Below are 15,091 nucleotides of genomic sequence, written 5' to 3' on the forward strand. Positions count from 1 at the left end.
ACGCGGCAGTCGACAGCGGCTGCGCCGCGGGTCGGAGGGCGCCCGCTTCCTTGTCCGCGCGCGGCTACTCGGCGGGCCAGGGCACCTGCGGCGAGCGGTAGTAGTCGATGCCCAGCGCCGACATCCGCGGCCCCTGCGCCGCGAGCCGCACCTTGTACGCGTCCCAGTCGTGCGTGGACGCCGGGGACCAGCCGAGCTCCGCGACACCGGGCAGCCTCGGGAAAGCCATGTACTCGATGTGGTCGCTGGTGGAGATGGTCTCCGACCAGAGCGGCGCCTCGACTCCGGCGATGGCCGACGCGGGAGCGCCGGGCAGATACGCGCCCGGGTCCCAGTCGTAGGAGCGCTGCACCTCGACGTAGCCGGCCCAGGCGAGGCCCAGCGGGGTGTCCTTGTTGTACTTCATGTCAAGGTAGATGCGGTCGGCGGGCGACAGGATCAGCTTGGTGCCGTTCTGCGCGGCCTTGGCGACCTGCGCCTTCTCGGCGGCACTGGTGCCGTCCAGGCCCCAGTACTGGGCGACGGCACCCTCGGCCGGAGTCGCACCGGTCAGCTGGTGCCATCCGACGACCGTCTTGCCGTACTTGGCGACGGCCGCCTGTGCCTTGTCCATGAACGCCACATAGTCGGCGTGGCTGGTGGAGTGGGCCTCGTCGCCGCCGATGTGGAGGTACTTGCCGGGGGTGAGCGCGGCCAGTTCGCGTACGACGTCGTCCACGAAGTCGTACGTCACGGCCTTGGGCACGCACAGCGAGCTGAAGCCGACGTTCGTACCCGTGTAGAGCGGCGGGGCGACACCGTCGCAGTTCAGCTCGGCGTAGGAGGCGAGGGCGGCGTTGGTGTGGCCCGGCATGTCGATCTCCGGGATCACCTCCAGATAGCGGGAGGCGGCGTAGGCCAGGATCTCCTTGTACTGGGCCTTGGTGTAGTACCCGCCGGGACCGCCGCCGACCTGCGTGGAGCCGCCGTACGTCGCGAGTCGCGGCCAGGAGTCGACGGCGATCCGCCAGCCCTGGTCGTCGGAAAGATGCAGATGCAGCTTGTTGATCTTGTAGAGGGCGAGCTGGTCGATGTAGCGCTTGACCTGGTCGACGGTGAAGAAATGCCGGGAGACGTCGAGCATCGCGCCGCGGTGGCCGAAGCGCGGGGAGTCGGTGATGGTGCCACCGGGGATCTGCCAGGGGCCTGCCTGGCGGGAGCCCTTCTCGACCGAGGCGGGCAGCAGCTGACGGAGTGTCTGAACACCGCGGAAGAGCCCTGCGGGCTTGTGGGCGGTGATGGTGACGCCGCCGCGGCCGGACTCCAGCCGGTAGCCCTCCTCTCCGAGGCCCTTGTCGCGCGCCCCGAGCGCGAGCCGGATGCCGCCGTGTCCGTCGTCGTCGGTGACGGGCAGCGGATAGCCGGTGGAGGGGCGCAGCACGGCGGCGAGATACGCGCCGATGCGCCGCGCCTCGTGCGAGTCGTCGTCGACCCGGATCGGGGTCGCGGGGGTGAGGGCGTACGGCGTGCCGGCCGGGCGTACGGACGCGGGCGCGGGGACGACCTCGCCGAGCGGCCGGGGGGCGGCCGGGGCGGCGCCGGGGGCGGGCGCGGCCCCGACGCCGGCGATACCGGCCGCCGCGACGAGCAGCAGCGAGCCGAGGAGACGGGGGAACGTTCTGCGCTGTCTCACAAGCTGGGTCCCTTCCGAGGGGGGTCACAACTGTGGTGCTGAGCAACCGAACGGTCACCATGCGTACCGTGCGCCCCAGATGTGGTCAAGGTGTAGACCACTTCCCGTCGAGGACCGGCCGGCGTAGCCACCCCTCCACCGCCCCGAAGGACAGCACCGACACCCCCGGCAGTCCCTGTCCGACGATCACCGTCACGCCGGCTGCAACTCGCTGGCAGACAACCCCCGGACCCCAGGCAGTCCCGATGCGACAATCACTTTCATGGCGGAAATCATCCAGAAGGACGGGACTTGGACCTTCGACGGGGACATGCTGCGCATCGTGCCAGGCCACGACAAAGGCGTGGGTCTGCTGCGCCGGACCCTCGGTGAAATCGCCGTACCGATCGGCGCGTTGGCCGGGATCTCCTTCGCGCCCGGCAAGAAGTCCGGACGGCTGAAGCTACGGCTGCGCGAGGGCGCCGATCCGCTGCTCCAGATCACCCAGGGCACACTCGAGGACGGCTCCGACCCGTACCAGCTGACGGTGTCGAACGACCGCGCCGGTGTGGCCGAGTATCTCGTCGACGAGGTGCGCAACGCGCTGCTGCTGGAGCAGATCGAGAAGGGCCCGGCGAGCGCGTATCTGCTCCCCGGTCCCGCCCTGCCGATCACCGTGGGCGCGGGCGACGGCACCGTCACCTTCGACGGCGAGCGGATCCGGCTGGAGTGGAACTGGAAGACGGAGGAGTCCAAGTCCTCCGGCGGCGCCCGCGTCCTGCACCTCGACGATGTCGAGGCGGTGGAGTGGCTGCCCTCGGCCGGTCTGGAGAACGGCTACCTCCGGTTCCGGGTGTCCAAGATCGGCTCGCCGCCTGCCCCGAAGTACGATCCGCACGCCGTGGAGCTGTGGGGCTTCCGCAAGGACCCGCTGATGGCACTGGTCGCGGCGGCCGTGGCGGCACGGATGCCGCATCCGTACGCCCCGGAGGACGCCGCACCCTCCGCCGCACCCCCGGTCGACGATCATGATGTGCTGCTGCGGCGACTGCGCGAGCTGGGCGAGCTGCACCAGGCCGGGATACTGACCGACGAGGAGTTCTCCACGGCCAAGCAGGCCGTCCTCAGTCGCATGTGACGGTCGCCTGTAATGAGGGCGTAAATCCCCACTGTAAGCATGATCACGCAGGTTCCTGCCCGAATTCGGGCAGGATTCTTGCGCAAGGCCCGGGGAAGCCCTCAGTATCTACGGGTGCTCGAACGCCGCTCGTCGCACGACGACCTCGTCGACCACCTGGTGCGCAGCACCGCGCTCCAGCGCGGTGAGGCAGCCCGGGTGGTACTCGATGTGCTGGCGTTCTTCGACGAGACGACCGAGGAATTCGTCCGCCGCCGCCACCGCGAGCTACAGGCCGGCGGAGCCGTGAACACGGAGATCTTCGAGCGGATCGCAGCCGAGCTGCCACACCGCGCCGTGGCGCCGCCCGAGCTCTCGCTCCGGCAGCTGCGTCGCATCGTCTATGGCTGAGCACACACCTGAACGTCTTCGGAGGGGCATAGCTCTATGTGCGGAATTGTCGGTTACATCGGGAAGCGGGATGTCGCGCCGCTGCTGCTGGAAGGCCTGGCGCGGCTGGAGTACCGGGGTTACGACTCCGCGGGCATGGTGATCACCAGTCCGAAGGCCCCCGGCCTGAAGATGGTCAAGGCCAAGGGCCGCGTCCGTGACCTGGAGGCCCGGGTCCCCAAGCGCTTCACCGGCACCACCGGCATCGCCCACACCCGCTGGGCCACCCACGGCGCCCCGAGCGACACCAACTCGCACCCGCACCTGGACCCCGAGAACAAGGTCGCCGTCGTCCACAACGGCATCGTCGACAACGCCGTCGAGCTGCGCGCCAAGCTGGAGGCCGACGGCGTCGTCTTCGTCTCGGAGACCGACACCGAGGTGATCACCCACCTGGTGGCCCGCTCCCAGGCCGAGACCCTGGAGGAGAAGGTACGCGAGGCGCTCAAGGTCATCGAGGGCACCTACGGCATCGCCGTCATGCACGCCGACTTCAGCGACCGCATCGTGGTCGCCCGCAACGGCTCCCCCGTCATCCTCGGCATCGGCGAGAAGGAGATGCTCGTCGCCTCCGACATCGCCGCGCTGATCGCCCACACCCGCCAGGTCGTCACCCTGAACGACGGCGAGATGGCCACCCTGAAGGCCGACGACTTCCGGACGTACACCACCAGCGGCACGACGACCACCGCCACCCCCGAGACCGTCGAGTGGGAGGCCGCCTCGTACGACATGGGCGGCCACGACACGTACATGCACAAGGAGATCTCCGAGCAGCCGGACGCCGTGGACCGCGTGCTGCGCGGCCGCATCGACGACCGGTTCTCCACCGTGCACCTGGGCGGTCTGAACCTGGACGCCCGCGAGGCCCGCGGCATCCGCCGCGTCAAGATCCTCGGCTGCGGCACCTCGTACCACGCGGGTCTGATCGGCGCCGGGCTCATCGAGTCCCTGGCCCGTATCCCCGCGGACTCCGAGCCGGCCTCCGAGTTCCGCTACCGCAACCCGGTCGTGGACCCCGACACCCTCTACATCGCCGTCTCGCAGTCCGGTGAGACGTACGACGTGCTCGCCGCCGTCCAGGAGCTCAAGCGCAAGGGCGCGCGCGTCCTGGGCGTGGTCAACGTGGTCGGCTCCGCGATCGCACGCGAGACGGACGGCGGCGTGTACGTGCACGCCGGCCCCGAGGTCTGCGTCGTCTCGACGAAGTGCTTCACGAACACCGTGGTCGCCTTCGCGCTGCTCGCGCTGCACCTGGGCCGTATCCGCGACCTGTCGGTCGCCGACGGCAAGCGGATCATCGAGGGCCTGCGCAAGCTGCCCGCGCAGATCTCGGAGATCCTCGAGTCCGAGGACGAGATCAAGAAGCTGGCGGCCGAGTACGCCGACGCCAAGTCGATGATGTTCATCGGCCGGGTCCGCGGCTACCCGGTGGCGCTCGAGGCCTCCCTGAAGCTCAAGGAGATCTCCTACATCCACGCCGAGGCCTACCCGGCCTCCGAGCTGAAGCACGGCCCGCTGGCGCTCATCGAGCCGGCGCTGCCGACGGTCGCCATCGTCCCGAACGACGACCTGCTGGAGAAGAACCGCGCCGCGCTGGAGGAGATCAAGGCCCGCAGCGGCAAGATCCTCGCGGTCGCGCACCAGGAGCAGGAGAAGGCCGACCACACCATCCTGGTCCCGAAGAACGAGGACGAGCTGGACCCGATCCTCATGGGCATCCCGCTCCAGCTCCTCGCGTACCACACGGCCCTGGCCCTCGGCCGGGACATCGACAAGCCGCGCAACCTGGCCAAGTCCGTCACGGTGGAGTAGGTCCCGCCCGCGACGGCGCCAGCGACAATTGAGCGACCCCCTCGGCGAGCAGCCACGTCCGCGAGAGCGGCGCCGGCTCAGGCGCAAAGGGGGGAACGACCCCCTCTGCGCACGCCACCAGCGCGCAGAGGGGGTCGCCCTTTTCGCCGCCGGCGTCGCCCTCACGCCGGCCTGTGGCCGCTCAGCCGGTGGCCGTCACCCCCCGGCCGGCAGCGCGCCCGGTGAAGGTGGGCCAGTGCGCCAGCGCCGCCGTGGCGCCGTACCAGGCCGCGAGGCCCGCGACCGCGCCGACCCAGCCGCCGGCCTTCGCGAGGCCGTCGTTCCCCGCGAGAGACGCGATGGCGAGAAGCAGCATCGAGACGCACAGCAGCCCGTACACGCCCTGACCGAAGAGCCCACTGCCCCCGGAGGCGGCGGTGAGAGTGAGTGCCAGCAGCGCGAACAGCAGCAGGAAGAGTCCCGCGGCCTCCGCCGAGACCTCCGTGCCGACGCCGGTGCCCCAGGTGAACCAGAAGGCGCCGAGGCCCGCGAAGGCCGTACCCGTACCGCCGTTGCCCGAACGGAACTCGAGCAACCCGACGATGAACAGTGCGACCCCGCCCACCCAGGTCGCGAGTGACGCGGCGTCGGATGCCGCGACGTTGTCGATCACACCGGTGTGGCCGATACCGAAGGCCAGCAGAGTCAGGCCCAGTGCGAGGTGGCCGAGAGTGGTTGACGTGGCGCTTCCCGCGGAGACTTCGTTGTCCACGGCGGGCTCCCTTCATGCGCGCGTTGGTGCTGATTCCCAGCCACCCTTATGTACCCTTCACAAGCGCACAATCCACCTGTACGGACGAGTAGATTTGACGGTCGTCAAAAAGTTATGATCTCGGCCCGACCTGGGCGAACGAGGGGTGACGCGCGGGCCTGGCGAGGGTTACGGGATGACGATGACGGGCCGCTGCGCACGGCGTGCCAGCCGGCCGGCCACGGAGCCGAAAATCCGCCCGACGATGCCGTGCGTGGACCCGACGACGATCGCATCCGCCGAATACTCTCGGCCGACTTCCTCGAGCTCATGGCAGATGTCGCCACCACGCTCCACGAGGATCCACGGCACCTCGGAGAGATAGTCGGCACAGGCCAGTTCCAGCCCGAGGACTTCGGTGCGATGGTCCGGTACGTCGACGAACACCGGTGGCTCGCAGCCCGCCCACACAGTCGTGGGAAGACGGTTGGCGACATGCACGATGATCAGGCCGGAACCGGAGCGCCTGGCCATGCCGATGGCGTACGCGAGCGCCCGCTCACTGGACGTCGATCCGTCGAAGCCGACGACGACTCCGTGCCGGAAGGCGGGATCGCAGGAATGGCGTGACTGTTCCGCCGCCTGCAGATCCGACCGGAAGTCGGCGACCTGCTTGCGGTCCGCGGGTTCGGGGAATTCGTGACCGGCCATCGGTGTCTCGGCGTTCAGATCCTCATGGGAGGGCGACGGTTGGCGGCGGAGCTGTGTCCGGGAATCATCTTCCCAAGCCCATACCCCCAAGGGTACGGCGACACTCCTCCCCTGCCCAGAGCTCGCGGCCCTACTCACGGCGTTCCAGGGTGCTTGCGTTCCAGGGAGCATGCACGAGCACGCTCTGTATGGCAATGGCGCCTGCACCGTACAGGCTTCACCGGTGACGCCTGTTGTCCGGCGGTGCCGGCGATGCGGCAGCAGTGACCGGAGGAGCCGCTCCTCGTTGGCACACGGATCCGCCCGTCGCCCCCAGGGAGCCTCCGTGCCCGCAACACCGGCCGCCCGCGCCTCCGTCCCCGCGCGGGGGGAGCGCCCCGCCCCGACACCGTGGCGCGGCAGCCGCAGGGCGTCGGGGTCGGCGGTGCCGGCGACGCCGGCCGAACCGGCGGCCGAACCGTGGGGGGTTCCACCCGCCGTGCCGCCACAGGGACGGACGACGCCCGCGGAGATGCCGAACGCCCCCGCGGACTCCGTTGGCGACGTGGTCCGCTGGGCAGCCTTCAGCTGCGTCCTGGTCCCCGTCGTGCTCGTGGTGTACGGCACATCCGTCGGCGGGGCCGCGGTCGTCGCGCTCGAACTGGCGGCCGTGACCGCCGCCTGCTGGGTGCTGCTGCGCCGGTCGGAACGGGCGGCGGGACGCCCCGTACGGGCGAGGGCGCGCAGGGGCGGTTCCCGGCGCGCACGAAATGCGCCGAGAGACTGACGGGTTCGCACGCACGCACCCGTATGTTTTCAGCCAACTTCACGGCCACGACCGATCCTTGCCGAAATGGCCCGCGAACCCCCTTGCCACCAGGGAAGAAAGGACCGCACGGGCCGCTCGCACCCTACGGGGACGGGCCATGCGCGCAATGCGCACTTCCCTGCGCGGCCCGCGAGTGGAACGCTTCGTGATCGAATGCTTCGCGCCAAGTTGCCTTGTCGACAATGTGCCGGATCGAGAACTTGTCACGCCGGCACCACGGGACGCAGTAGATTCGATCATGAGTATCGAAGTCTGGGGACTTGTGCAAAACCGAGGGGAAACGTGCAGGAGCGACAGGCCCGACAAGAACGGGGAGACGCGAACACCGAGGGGGGCTTAGCGTCATGAGTCAGGACTCCGCCGCACCGGAGGCCGCGCGGAAACTTTCCGGGCGCCGCCGCCGCGAAGTCGTCGCGGTGCTGCTGTTCAGCGGCGGCCCCATCTTCGAGAGTTCCATCCCACTCTCGGTGTTCGGAATCGACCGCCAGGACGCCGGAGTTCCCCGCTACAGGCTGCTCGTGTGCGCCGGCGAGGACGGACCGCTGCGGACCACCGGCGGCCTCGAACTCACCGCGCCGTACGGGCTGGAGGCGATCGGCAGAGCCGGCACCGTCGTGGTCCCGGCCTGGCGGTCCATCACGTCGCCACCGCCACCGGAGGCGCTCGACGCGCTGCGCCGCGCCCACGAGGAGGGCGCCCGCATCGTCGGACTCTGCACGGGCGCCTTCGTACTGGCCGCCGCGGGGCTGCTGGACGGCCGCCCGGCGACGACACACTGGATGTACGCACCGACGCTCGCCAAGCGCTATCCGTCGGTCCACGTCGACCCGCGCGAGCTCTTCGTCGACGACGGCGACGTCCTCACCTCCGCCGGGACCGCGGCGGGCATCGATCTCTGTCTGCACATCGTGCGGACGGACCACGGCACCGAGGCCGCCGGGGCGCTGGCCCGCCGGCTGGTCGTGCCGCCGCGGCGCAGTGGCGGGCAGGAGCGCTATCTCGACAGGTCTTTACCAGAGGAGATCGGCTCCGACCCGCTCGCCGAGGTCGTGGCCTGGGCGCTGGAGCATCTTCACGAGCAGTTCGACGTGGAGACCCTGGCGGCGCGCGCGTACATGAGCAGGCGGACCTTCGACCGCAGGTTCCGCTCGCTCACGGGGAGCGCTCCCCTGCAGTGGCTGATCACCCAGCGGGTGCTGCAGGCGCAGCGGCTGCTGGAGACCTCCGACTACTCGGTCGACGAGGTCGCGGGCCGCTGCGGCTTCCGCTCCCCGGTGGCGCTGCGTGGCCACTTCCGCCGCCAGCTGGGCTCGTCCCCTGCCGCGTACCGGGCCGCCTACCGGGCCCGGCGCCCGCAGGGCGACTCCGGCCCCGCCCCGGTGGCGGAGCCGGTCGTGCCCCAGCAGGCGTCCGCGCAGGCGAGGCGGCCCGCCACGGCAACGGCGACGGCGCCCGGTGCTCCGTCTGAACCGGGCAAGCCCGGCTCCGACGCCTATGCCCCGGGCCGTCCGGCGCTCCCGGGTCAGCGGAGCGCGCCCTAGTGCCGCGACCGGCAATGTTTGCCCGTCGAGGAGCGTCGTCCGGTGCGTGCCATCGCAAGGCGGCCGGAAGTCCTTGTAGCGGAGCGACCAGGGCTTTTGGCCAACGCAGCGAGGGTGCGTGCCGGGCGGCGCGACAGGGCAAAGCTTGCCGGGAGGGGCACTAGGTGTGGTGTCCGGTGGATCGGGTCTCGCTGACCGGCCCGATCCACCGGACACTTCCCGTATCACCGGACACTTCCGTACCGGACGCCTCCGCACCGGAGACCTCTGTGCCGTGGACCTCGGCGCCGGACGCCACCGCACCGGACACCTCCTGGACCGGCTACGTGGCGGGTGCGAGCGAGGGAGCCGGGCGAAAGCCATCAGCACGCGACGTCACCCCCCGATCGCCGGTCGGCCTAAGGTAGGACGCATGAACGATCGCATGGTGTGGATCGACTGCGAGATGACCGGGCTCTCGCTGGCCGACGACGCACTCATCGAGGTGGCCGCGCTGGTCACCGACTCGGAGCTGAACGTGCTCGGTGAAGGGGTGGACATCGTGATCCGCCCGCCCGACGCGGCCCTGGAGACCATGCCCGAGGTGGTGCGGCAGATGCACACCACCTCGGGCCTCCTCGACGAGCTCGCGGGCGGCACGACGCTCGCCGACGCCGAGGAGCAGGTCCTCGCATACGTACGTGAACACGTCAAGGAGCCCGGCAAGGCGCCGCTGTGCGGGAACTCGGTCGGTACCGACCGGGGCTTCCTGCTCCGCGACATGCCGAAGGTGGAGGAGTACCTCCACTACCGGATCGTCGATGTCTCCTCGGTCAAGGAACTGGCCCGCCGCTGGTACCCGAGGGCGTACTTCAACAGTCCGGAGAAGAACGGCAACCACCGGGCACTCGCCGACATCCGCGAATCCATCGCCGAGCTGCGCTACTACCGCGAGGCGATCTTCGTCCCGCAGCCCGGCCCCGACTCGGACACCGCGAAGTCGATCGCGGCGCGCCACGTCCTGCCCGCGCAGTAGGCCTGGGGCGTGCCCTGTGCACCGCGCCCGCGACGGGGGGACGTAAACGCGGGCGCGAGCACCCTCTCGGACCCTGTACACTTTTTCTCGGCCGGTCGGGAAAGCGACCGGTCATGGTGGGTGTAGCTCAGCTGGCAGAGCACCTGGTTGTGGTCCAGGATGTCGCGGGTTCAAGTCCCGTCACTCACCCTGATTGATCAAGGGCCGGCCTGTGAGAACAGGCCGGCCCTTCTTCATGCCCCAAAGCACGGGGGGGTCCCATGGGGGTCCGCTACCGGGAAAACCCCTCATGGTCACCGCCATGGCTACATCCAAGAGCGCCCCCAGGAGAACGGGCCGTCACCTACCAGCTCCGATGGATCGAGGCGGCGGACGCACGGGCGAGAAGCAGTCCGAGCGATTCGGAGACCTCGGCGCCTCCTCAGCGGGGTTGGCGAGCTCGTCGGCGACCGACGCGGCCCCGCCGGCGCTGCCCTGGCGCGCCAGGCGGCATGTGCTTGTCCCAGATCATGCCGATCGCGTCGAGTTCGGCGGTCGGCCGTTGCGCATGCCCGTAATGAAGGTGCCGAGGGTGTAGCCGGTGAGGTCGACGTGGCCGGCGGGGACGAAAAGGTGGCCGTGGGTGCCGTGCAAGGCCTGGGCTGCGGCCAGTCCGAGGCGGCGGGAGCGGGAGACGGCTGTGTCGCGGGCGTCGAAGGCCATCAGTTCCCGGGCGAGGGCGATGTTCTCGGCGTGTCGAGGTGCCCGGCTGCGGCCTTTCGACCCGTGATCATTGCCTCGGCCGCATCCTGTGGACCGTCCGGGGCACGGTGACGCTCACCTGAGTGACGGCTCGGGGTGGCGTGCACTCGCTTGCTGCGCCCGCCGGGATATTCGAGTCGGAAATGAGGCCGTCACGGATTCGCGCAGGGAAAGGCCGAAGGTCATCTCCTTGTTCGGCAAGCTCTTTGAGGGGACACCGGGTTCGCGCGAAGTGTACGCCGGTCGAGGTGAGCAAGATCCTTCCCTGCAGCACCACCGGCGGACCACGCACGCGTGAAAGGAAAGCCAGTATGAGGAAGCTCGCTTGGGCCGCCAGGGGCCTTTCAGCAGTAACCGGGGTCGTACTTGCCGGGACTCTCTTGGTCCCGTCCGCGGCCGCGGACAGCGACCCGGGGGTGAGCACGCTTGCCCAAGAGCTGTCTGACAGCATCGGAGCCATGTACGGGAACGGGAACCGGTGCAAGCCCACGCAGCGCGACATCGGCTCCGCCCTCGCGGACGACTCGGAAAGCGGTTCGTTCGAAACGATGTTGCGCGCCACGACTGACCGCCGGGGCAACCCCTACCTCAACGACTTCCGGAATCCTGGTGACTGGATTGACCTCAAGCTTGTCCCCGGGGCTCCGGAGTGCACGGAGGACCTCGCCGTCTCCGTTACCGAGGAGGACCCCGGCACCCTCTTCATCACCCTGCTGGCCGGCGATGGGGTGATCCACCGGGCCCGGTGCACGGTCTCGTCCGGAACGCCCCTGACCGAGGCGAACATCGCGACGGCCTGTGCCCCCGGGTTCACTCCCATTCCGGGCACGCCCGTCTGACAGGTCACTGGGGTTCGCCCGTCGCATGCGTCGCCTCGGTGAGGGTAACGAGCCAGCGATGCCGGAGGAGTTCGAGCACCCCCTTGACGTCGCGCGTGGATTCGATGTTGACGTCGAAAGAGAAGAGTTTCCACTCGCCGCGGCCAGGAGGGCAGATACCGCCATCGATGATCCGGAGCTGATTGAGTGGCAGGGTGGCGGCCCGGAGGTCTGATTCCGAGCCGCCGGGGCGGCCTACGCAGCGGTGAGCCCCCGTTCCGTACAGCGCGTTGAACAGGGGCCTATGCCATTGCAGCACCCCGACCGGCGGGTGAATGCACCTCGGTCGCTTCAGCCCCGGCTTGCACCAGAGCCCCTGTCTCGCCGACGTGCGGAGACAGGGGCTCTCGGCTGCTCGCCTGCCCAGGACTGCCGTCCTGATGCGTGCCGATCGGTCCCGATGCACGCGGCTGGATGGGAGCACGGCGTACGTCACGACGTTTCTCGGACTGCTCCTCGTGGACGGCTTCGACCTCACCAGCCTCACTGCGGTGAAGGCCGCCGCGATCGCCTCGATCCCGGCCGCTCTGTCGGTCGAGAAGGCCGTGGTGGGCTCGCTGGCCGGCGACCCCTGCACGGTCGGCCGGCTGTCCGGGAACCGCCGGTGACACCGTCCGAGTCCACACAGGTCGCCATCGAGCCGGAGCGACTGCGCGGCACGGTGGCCGAGGGTTTCGCCACGCTGAACGGCCGCCTGGATACGGCACTCCAGCGGACCGGCCAGACAGAGCAGGACATCGAAGATCTCCAGGGCCGCGTGTCTGCTCTGGAGAAGGGCCGCTGGCCGCTGCCGTCGATCGCCGCGCTCGTGGCCGCCGCGGGCCTGGTCTTCTCCCTGTACCAGATGACCGCCCGCTGACTGGAGGCCCCGTGACGTCTGCTCACTGGGTATGGAGCGGTCTGCTCGCTGCGGGGGCCGCGTTCGAGGTGTACGCGCTGCGCAACGGCCGTACTGGGGACACGCTCTCGGAGCGGACCCGGGCATGGTTCCGGGTCCGCACGCCTGCCGGTCGTGCTGTGTTCGCTGTCGGGTGGCTGGGCTTCGCTACCTGGTATCTGATCCACACCCTGGGCTGATGCCCGCCCAGCCGCCTGTCCCCTCTCGCGCTGCGTGCGCGGGAGGGGACCTTTCGTGCGTTCGGGGTCAGTGCAGGGCGTCAATCGCCTTCGTGACCAGCGCCCGGGCCTCGGCGCCGTACACGGCCATGCTCCTCAGCTCCTCGAACGCCTTCACGTACATAGCAATCTCGGACGGCTGAGAAACCTGGACACGGGCCGCGAGCAGCTCGACGGATACGAGGGTCTCGTCGTACACGTGGAACAGCTCCTGCGGCCATATGGGGCGCTCAGTGGTCGCGCTGGGGATGATGCCCAGGGACACCTGTGGGAGAGCACCGGCGGTCAGCAGGTAGCCGAGCTGTGCGGCCATCGCGTCGCTGTCCGCCAGCTGGTAGTAGAGCACCGGCTCCTCAATGACCATGGCGAACCGGTGCCCCGGCTGGTGGATGATCCGGGACCGCTCAAGCCGCGCGGCGACCGCGTCGGCGACGTCGTTGGGGATGTCCCGGAAGCGGGTGATCGAGGTCATCAGTCCGCGCGCGTAGCCCTCGGTCTGGAGCAGGCCGGGGACCATGGTGGGCGAGTAGACCCGGAACAGCTGCGTCGCCTTGAATAGCCGCACGTAGCTGTTCTGTAGCTGCTTCAGCCCGGTGCGGACCTTGCGCCGCCAATCCATGTACATCGATTCGGCGGTACGGGACTGGGCAATGATGTCGTCGGCCTGCCCGGGCACACCGCACGCCTCGCACCATCGACGGATGTCGTCGGCCGACGGCGGGGTGCGGGCGCCCTCGATCCGGTACGTCTTGGGATGGGACCAGCCGCAGTGTGCGGCCAGCTCAGGCCCGGTGAGCCCAGCATCGGCACGTAGTTCTTTCAGGCGCTGCGCGACGGCTTCGCGGGCTGCCTGCGCCGACGAGGATGGAGAGATGGGCATGAGCTGGCCTGAACACTTTCTCGCTAGCTGATCTTGTACTCGTCGTGCGGGACAGCGCGCGCCCACACCGCCTCGAAGGCGTCGGCGCATAGCTTCGCCGCGGCTGGGTCCTCACTGATTTCTCCGCCCGCCGAGGCGCCCTCGCCGGTGAAGTGGTTCCACCGGATCAGCCGGTCGTCGATGAGCCAGAAGTCGTTGCCGGGGAGCGGGATGTCCGAGGCGCGGCGGCGCGGCAGCCACCGGACCTGTTCGCCGGCCGCGATGTTGGTGAACGTGCCGTCGTACAAGAACCGGGTGTACTCGCTGACCGGTTCGGACACGATGCGGGCCCGGCGGACCAGGACGCCGCGGCTTGCGGTCTCCTGGATCAGGTCGAGCCACGGCCGCCACCAGGACGCGCGGTCCGCCGGGTCGTAGCGAAATCCTGCCCGCCATTCGGCGAAAGGGCCCTTCTCATAGTCGACGGCGTAGGTGTCGCGCATCTCCAGGTGGACGGCTGAGCGCGTCGCGGACCCGAGGAGTTCAGGCCACGTCGGAACGCTCAAGGGCATCACACGCCTCCCTGATCATGTGCACCATCCTGGCGGGGATCCGGATCACTGTTTCGTGCTCGGGGATGCCCACCGCGTGGCCCGGTACCTCGAATGCGGCGTATTCCGCTTCGAGTTGTGGGCTCGGCTTCCATCCTTGGAGAACGAGTTCCTTCTGCTGTTGGTCGACCCACACGGTGGGGCTTTCGCCGTCTCCGGTGTTCGGGTCGATCCCGATGAACTGTAGGGCAATGACCGCCTCCGGTCGTCGTGGTGTTCAGGGATGTACATCACCGTCCTGTGTTACAGATGGCTGGTCAAGAGCGCAAACAAGACGTGTGTACATGCGTGCACATTGCTGGCTACGGTGCACACGACGCTTCTAGCGTCTGAGCATGCAGACGGGAATCTGGCTTGCCGCGGCCGTCAACGCGGCGAATCCTGGCTGGTGTCACTGGCACAGGGGCTCCTCGGCGACGGCCGAGCTGATTCAGTACGGGGAGCGGTCGTCCGGGCCGCCGGTGGCGCTGTACGCGTGCGCGCCGTGCCGTGAGCAGCGCGGCCTCATGCCGCTCCGGGACCCGTCGTGAAGCCGCGCCCCGACACGACCGGTGAGTCGTGGAACGGCTACTGCTGGGCGTCGTTCCAGGGTGGTCGTGCGCGCTGCACTCGCGACCCGGGGCACGAGGGCGATCACGAGGACTACTACACACCGGCTCGCTGGCCGAACCGCGGCCCGGAGCCGCAGTGACCGCGCCCGCCGTCGAGAGGACGGCCACACGCACTTCCTGCCGCGAGCAGCCCATACCCGCCGCGCAGGCGCTCAGCTGGGAGCAGTACGCCGGGCGGGCCTGTGTCGCCTGCGGCAAACCGCTCACGACCGGCGCCGTGCCCCGAGGCAAGGCCCGCGGCCGTCAAGGGGCCCACGTCCTCGATGTCGAGGTGTGGGCCTGCCCATGAGCCCCCGCATGCGCGTTCCCGTCGGTGAGGGCGCGTAGTGCGGTGAAGCGAGACGTCCGATGGCGAGCCGTACAGGCGCCCGCTGCCACAGCCCCGGCCGGTCACAGGATTCCCGTCCGGCCGGCCCGGGGCTCATGTGGCCAACCGA

The 15,091-nt window shown here is 69.5% G+C and carries 21 protein-coding genes and 1 tRNA gene; 15 read left to right on the plus strand and 7 right to left on the minus strand.

Annotated features, from left to right (window positions below):
- Positions 1-64 precede the first annotated feature (64 nt).
- Entirely contained in the window at positions 65-1,672 is a 1,608-nt protein-coding gene (locus ACZ6ZQ_RS29170; RefSeq protein ID WP_469771496.1) for a beta-N-acetylhexosaminidase, read from the minus strand.
- A gap of 262 nt (positions 1,673-1,934) precedes the next feature.
- Here ACZ6ZQ_RS29170 and ACZ6ZQ_RS29175 point away from each other — a divergent pair, with 262 nt between their 5' ends.
- The 3 genes from ACZ6ZQ_RS29175 (at position 1,935) to glmS (ending at position 5,033) form a co-directional block, all read left to right on the plus strand.
- On the plus strand, positions 1,935-2,789 hold the full coding sequence (locus ACZ6ZQ_RS29175) for a DUF4429 domain-containing protein (protein ID WP_469771497.1): 855 nt from the start codon (positions 1,935-1,937) through the stop codon (positions 2,787-2,789).
- Positions 2,790-2,903: 114 nt separating this feature from the next.
- Positions 2,904-3,179: a hypothetical protein gene (locus tag ACZ6ZQ_RS29180; RefSeq protein WP_469771498.1), complete on the plus strand. Its 276-nt coding sequence runs from the start codon at positions 2,904-2,906 to the stop codon at positions 3,177-3,179.
- A gap of 36 nt (positions 3,180-3,215) precedes the next feature.
- Positions 3,216-5,033 carry a glutamine--fructose-6-phosphate transaminase (isomerizing) gene (gene glmS / locus ACZ6ZQ_RS29185; protein WP_469771499.1) on the plus strand — a complete coding sequence of 606 codons (1,818 nt, stop codon included), beginning with the start codon at positions 3,216-3,218 and terminating at the stop codon, positions 5,031-5,033.
- 181 nt (positions 5,034-5,214) lie between these two features.
- Here the strand turns inward: glmS and ACZ6ZQ_RS29190 are convergent, their stop codons facing one another.
- Positions 5,215-5,784, minus strand: coding sequence for a GPR1/FUN34/YaaH family transporter (locus tag ACZ6ZQ_RS29190; RefSeq protein ID WP_469771500.1), 570 nt, complete (start codon positions 5,782-5,784; stop codon positions 5,215-5,217).
- 168 nt (positions 5,785-5,952) lie between these two features.
- Entirely contained in the window at positions 5,953-6,474 is a 522-nt protein-coding gene (locus ACZ6ZQ_RS29195) for a universal stress protein (protein WP_469771501.1), read from the minus strand.
- Between the two features lie 511 nt (positions 6,475-6,985).
- Here ACZ6ZQ_RS29195 and ACZ6ZQ_RS29200 point away from each other — a divergent pair.
- The 4 genes from ACZ6ZQ_RS29200 to ACZ6ZQ_RS29215 all read left to right on the plus strand — a co-directional run bounded on the left by ACZ6ZQ_RS29200 (position 6,986) and on the right by ACZ6ZQ_RS29215 (position 10,027).
- On the plus strand, positions 6,986-7,240 hold the full coding sequence (locus ACZ6ZQ_RS29200) for a hypothetical protein (protein WP_469771502.1): 255 nt from the start codon (positions 6,986-6,988) through the stop codon (positions 7,238-7,240).
- A 386-nt stretch (positions 7,241-7,626) separates the two neighbouring features.
- Positions 7,627-8,823: a helix-turn-helix domain-containing protein gene (locus ACZ6ZQ_RS29205; protein WP_469771503.1), complete on the plus strand. Its 1,197-nt coding sequence runs from the start codon at positions 7,627-7,629 to the stop codon at positions 8,821-8,823.
- A 412-nt stretch (positions 8,824-9,235) separates the two neighbouring features.
- Positions 9,236-9,838 carry an oligoribonuclease gene (gene orn / locus ACZ6ZQ_RS29210; protein ID WP_453659551.1) on the plus strand — a complete coding sequence of 201 codons (603 nt, stop codon included), beginning with the start codon at positions 9,236-9,238 and terminating at the stop codon, positions 9,836-9,838.
- A gap of 116 nt (positions 9,839-9,954) precedes the next feature.
- Positions 9,955-10,027: transfer RNA gene (locus tag ACZ6ZQ_RS29215), tRNA-His, on the plus strand.
- Positions 10,028-10,345: 318 nt separating this feature from the next.
- On the opposite strand, the gene ACZ6ZQ_RS29220 is transcribed toward ACZ6ZQ_RS29215, so the two are convergent.
- Entirely contained in the window at positions 10,346-10,540 is a 195-nt protein-coding gene (locus ACZ6ZQ_RS29220) for a helicase associated domain-containing protein (RefSeq protein WP_469771504.1), read from the minus strand.
- A 350-nt stretch (positions 10,541-10,890) separates the two neighbouring features.
- Here ACZ6ZQ_RS29220 and ACZ6ZQ_RS29225 point away from each other — a divergent pair, with 350 nt between their 5' ends.
- From ACZ6ZQ_RS29225 to ACZ6ZQ_RS29245, 5 genes are all read left to right on the plus strand, one after another.
- The gene (locus ACZ6ZQ_RS29225) at positions 10,891-11,418 is read left to right on the plus strand and encodes a hypothetical protein (protein WP_469771505.1); all 528 of its coding nucleotides are present in this window, start codon (positions 10,891-10,893) and stop codon (positions 11,416-11,418) included.
- Between the two features lie 58 nt (positions 11,419-11,476).
- Complete coding sequence (locus tag ACZ6ZQ_RS29230) at positions 11,477-11,632, plus strand: hypothetical protein (RefSeq protein ID WP_469771506.1); 156 nt, start codon at positions 11,477-11,479, stop codon at positions 11,630-11,632.
- A 205-nt stretch (positions 11,633-11,837) separates the two neighbouring features.
- A complete protein-coding gene (locus ACZ6ZQ_RS29235) occupies positions 11,838-12,065 on the plus strand; it encodes a hypothetical protein (protein ID WP_469771507.1) in 228 nt (75 codons plus the stop codon).
- The gene (locus ACZ6ZQ_RS29240; protein ID WP_469771508.1) at positions 12,062-12,316 is read left to right on the plus strand and encodes a hypothetical protein; all 255 of its coding nucleotides are present in this window, start codon (positions 12,062-12,064) and stop codon (positions 12,314-12,316) included. The genes ACZ6ZQ_RS29235 and ACZ6ZQ_RS29240 overlap by 4 nt, the downstream gene beginning before the upstream one ends.
- An 11-nt stretch (positions 12,317-12,327) precedes the next feature.
- A complete protein-coding gene (locus tag ACZ6ZQ_RS29245; RefSeq protein WP_469771509.1) occupies positions 12,328-12,534 on the plus strand; it encodes a hypothetical protein in 207 nt (68 codons plus the stop codon).
- A gap of 67 nt (positions 12,535-12,601) precedes the next feature.
- On the opposite strand, the gene ACZ6ZQ_RS29250 is transcribed toward ACZ6ZQ_RS29245, so the two are convergent.
- The 3 genes from ACZ6ZQ_RS29250 to ACZ6ZQ_RS29260 are packed head-to-tail and all read right to left on the minus strand — an operon-like array spanning position 12,602 to position 14,236.
- Positions 12,602-13,453: a helix-turn-helix domain-containing protein gene (locus ACZ6ZQ_RS29250; RefSeq protein ID WP_469771510.1), complete on the minus strand. Its 852-nt coding sequence runs from the start codon at positions 13,451-13,453 to the stop codon at positions 12,602-12,604.
- A gap of 23 nt (positions 13,454-13,476) precedes the next feature.
- Positions 13,477-14,004, minus strand: a complete 528-nt coding sequence (locus ACZ6ZQ_RS29255) for a DUF6879 family protein (protein ID WP_469771511.1) — start codon at positions 14,002-14,004, stop codon at positions 13,477-13,479.
- Positions 13,976-14,236, minus strand: coding sequence for a hypothetical protein (locus ACZ6ZQ_RS29260; protein WP_469771516.1), 261 nt, complete (start codon positions 14,234-14,236; stop codon positions 13,976-13,978). The genes ACZ6ZQ_RS29255 and ACZ6ZQ_RS29260 overlap by 29 nt, the downstream gene beginning before the upstream one ends.
- 142 nt (positions 14,237-14,378) lie before the next feature.
- Between ACZ6ZQ_RS29260 and ACZ6ZQ_RS29265 the strand changes: the two genes are divergently transcribed.
- The 3 genes from ACZ6ZQ_RS29265 to ACZ6ZQ_RS29275 are packed head-to-tail and all read left to right on the plus strand — an operon-like array spanning position 14,379 to position 14,943.
- Positions 14,379-14,573: a hypothetical protein gene (locus ACZ6ZQ_RS29265; protein ID WP_469771512.1), complete on the plus strand. Its 195-nt coding sequence runs from the start codon at positions 14,379-14,381 to the stop codon at positions 14,571-14,573.
- Positions 14,570-14,734, plus strand: a complete 165-nt coding sequence (locus ACZ6ZQ_RS29270; RefSeq protein ID WP_469771513.1) for a hypothetical protein — start codon at positions 14,570-14,572, stop codon at positions 14,732-14,734. The genes ACZ6ZQ_RS29265 and ACZ6ZQ_RS29270 overlap by 4 nt, the downstream gene beginning before the upstream one ends.
- Positions 14,731-14,943, plus strand: coding sequence for a hypothetical protein (locus ACZ6ZQ_RS29275; protein WP_469771514.1), 213 nt, complete (start codon positions 14,731-14,733; stop codon positions 14,941-14,943). Before ACZ6ZQ_RS29270 ends, ACZ6ZQ_RS29275 begins: the two co-directional genes overlap by 4 nt.
- Positions 14,944-15,091: the final 148 nt, after the last annotated feature.

It is taken from the genome of Streptomyces sp. NPDC053673 (genome assembly GCF_055585225.1).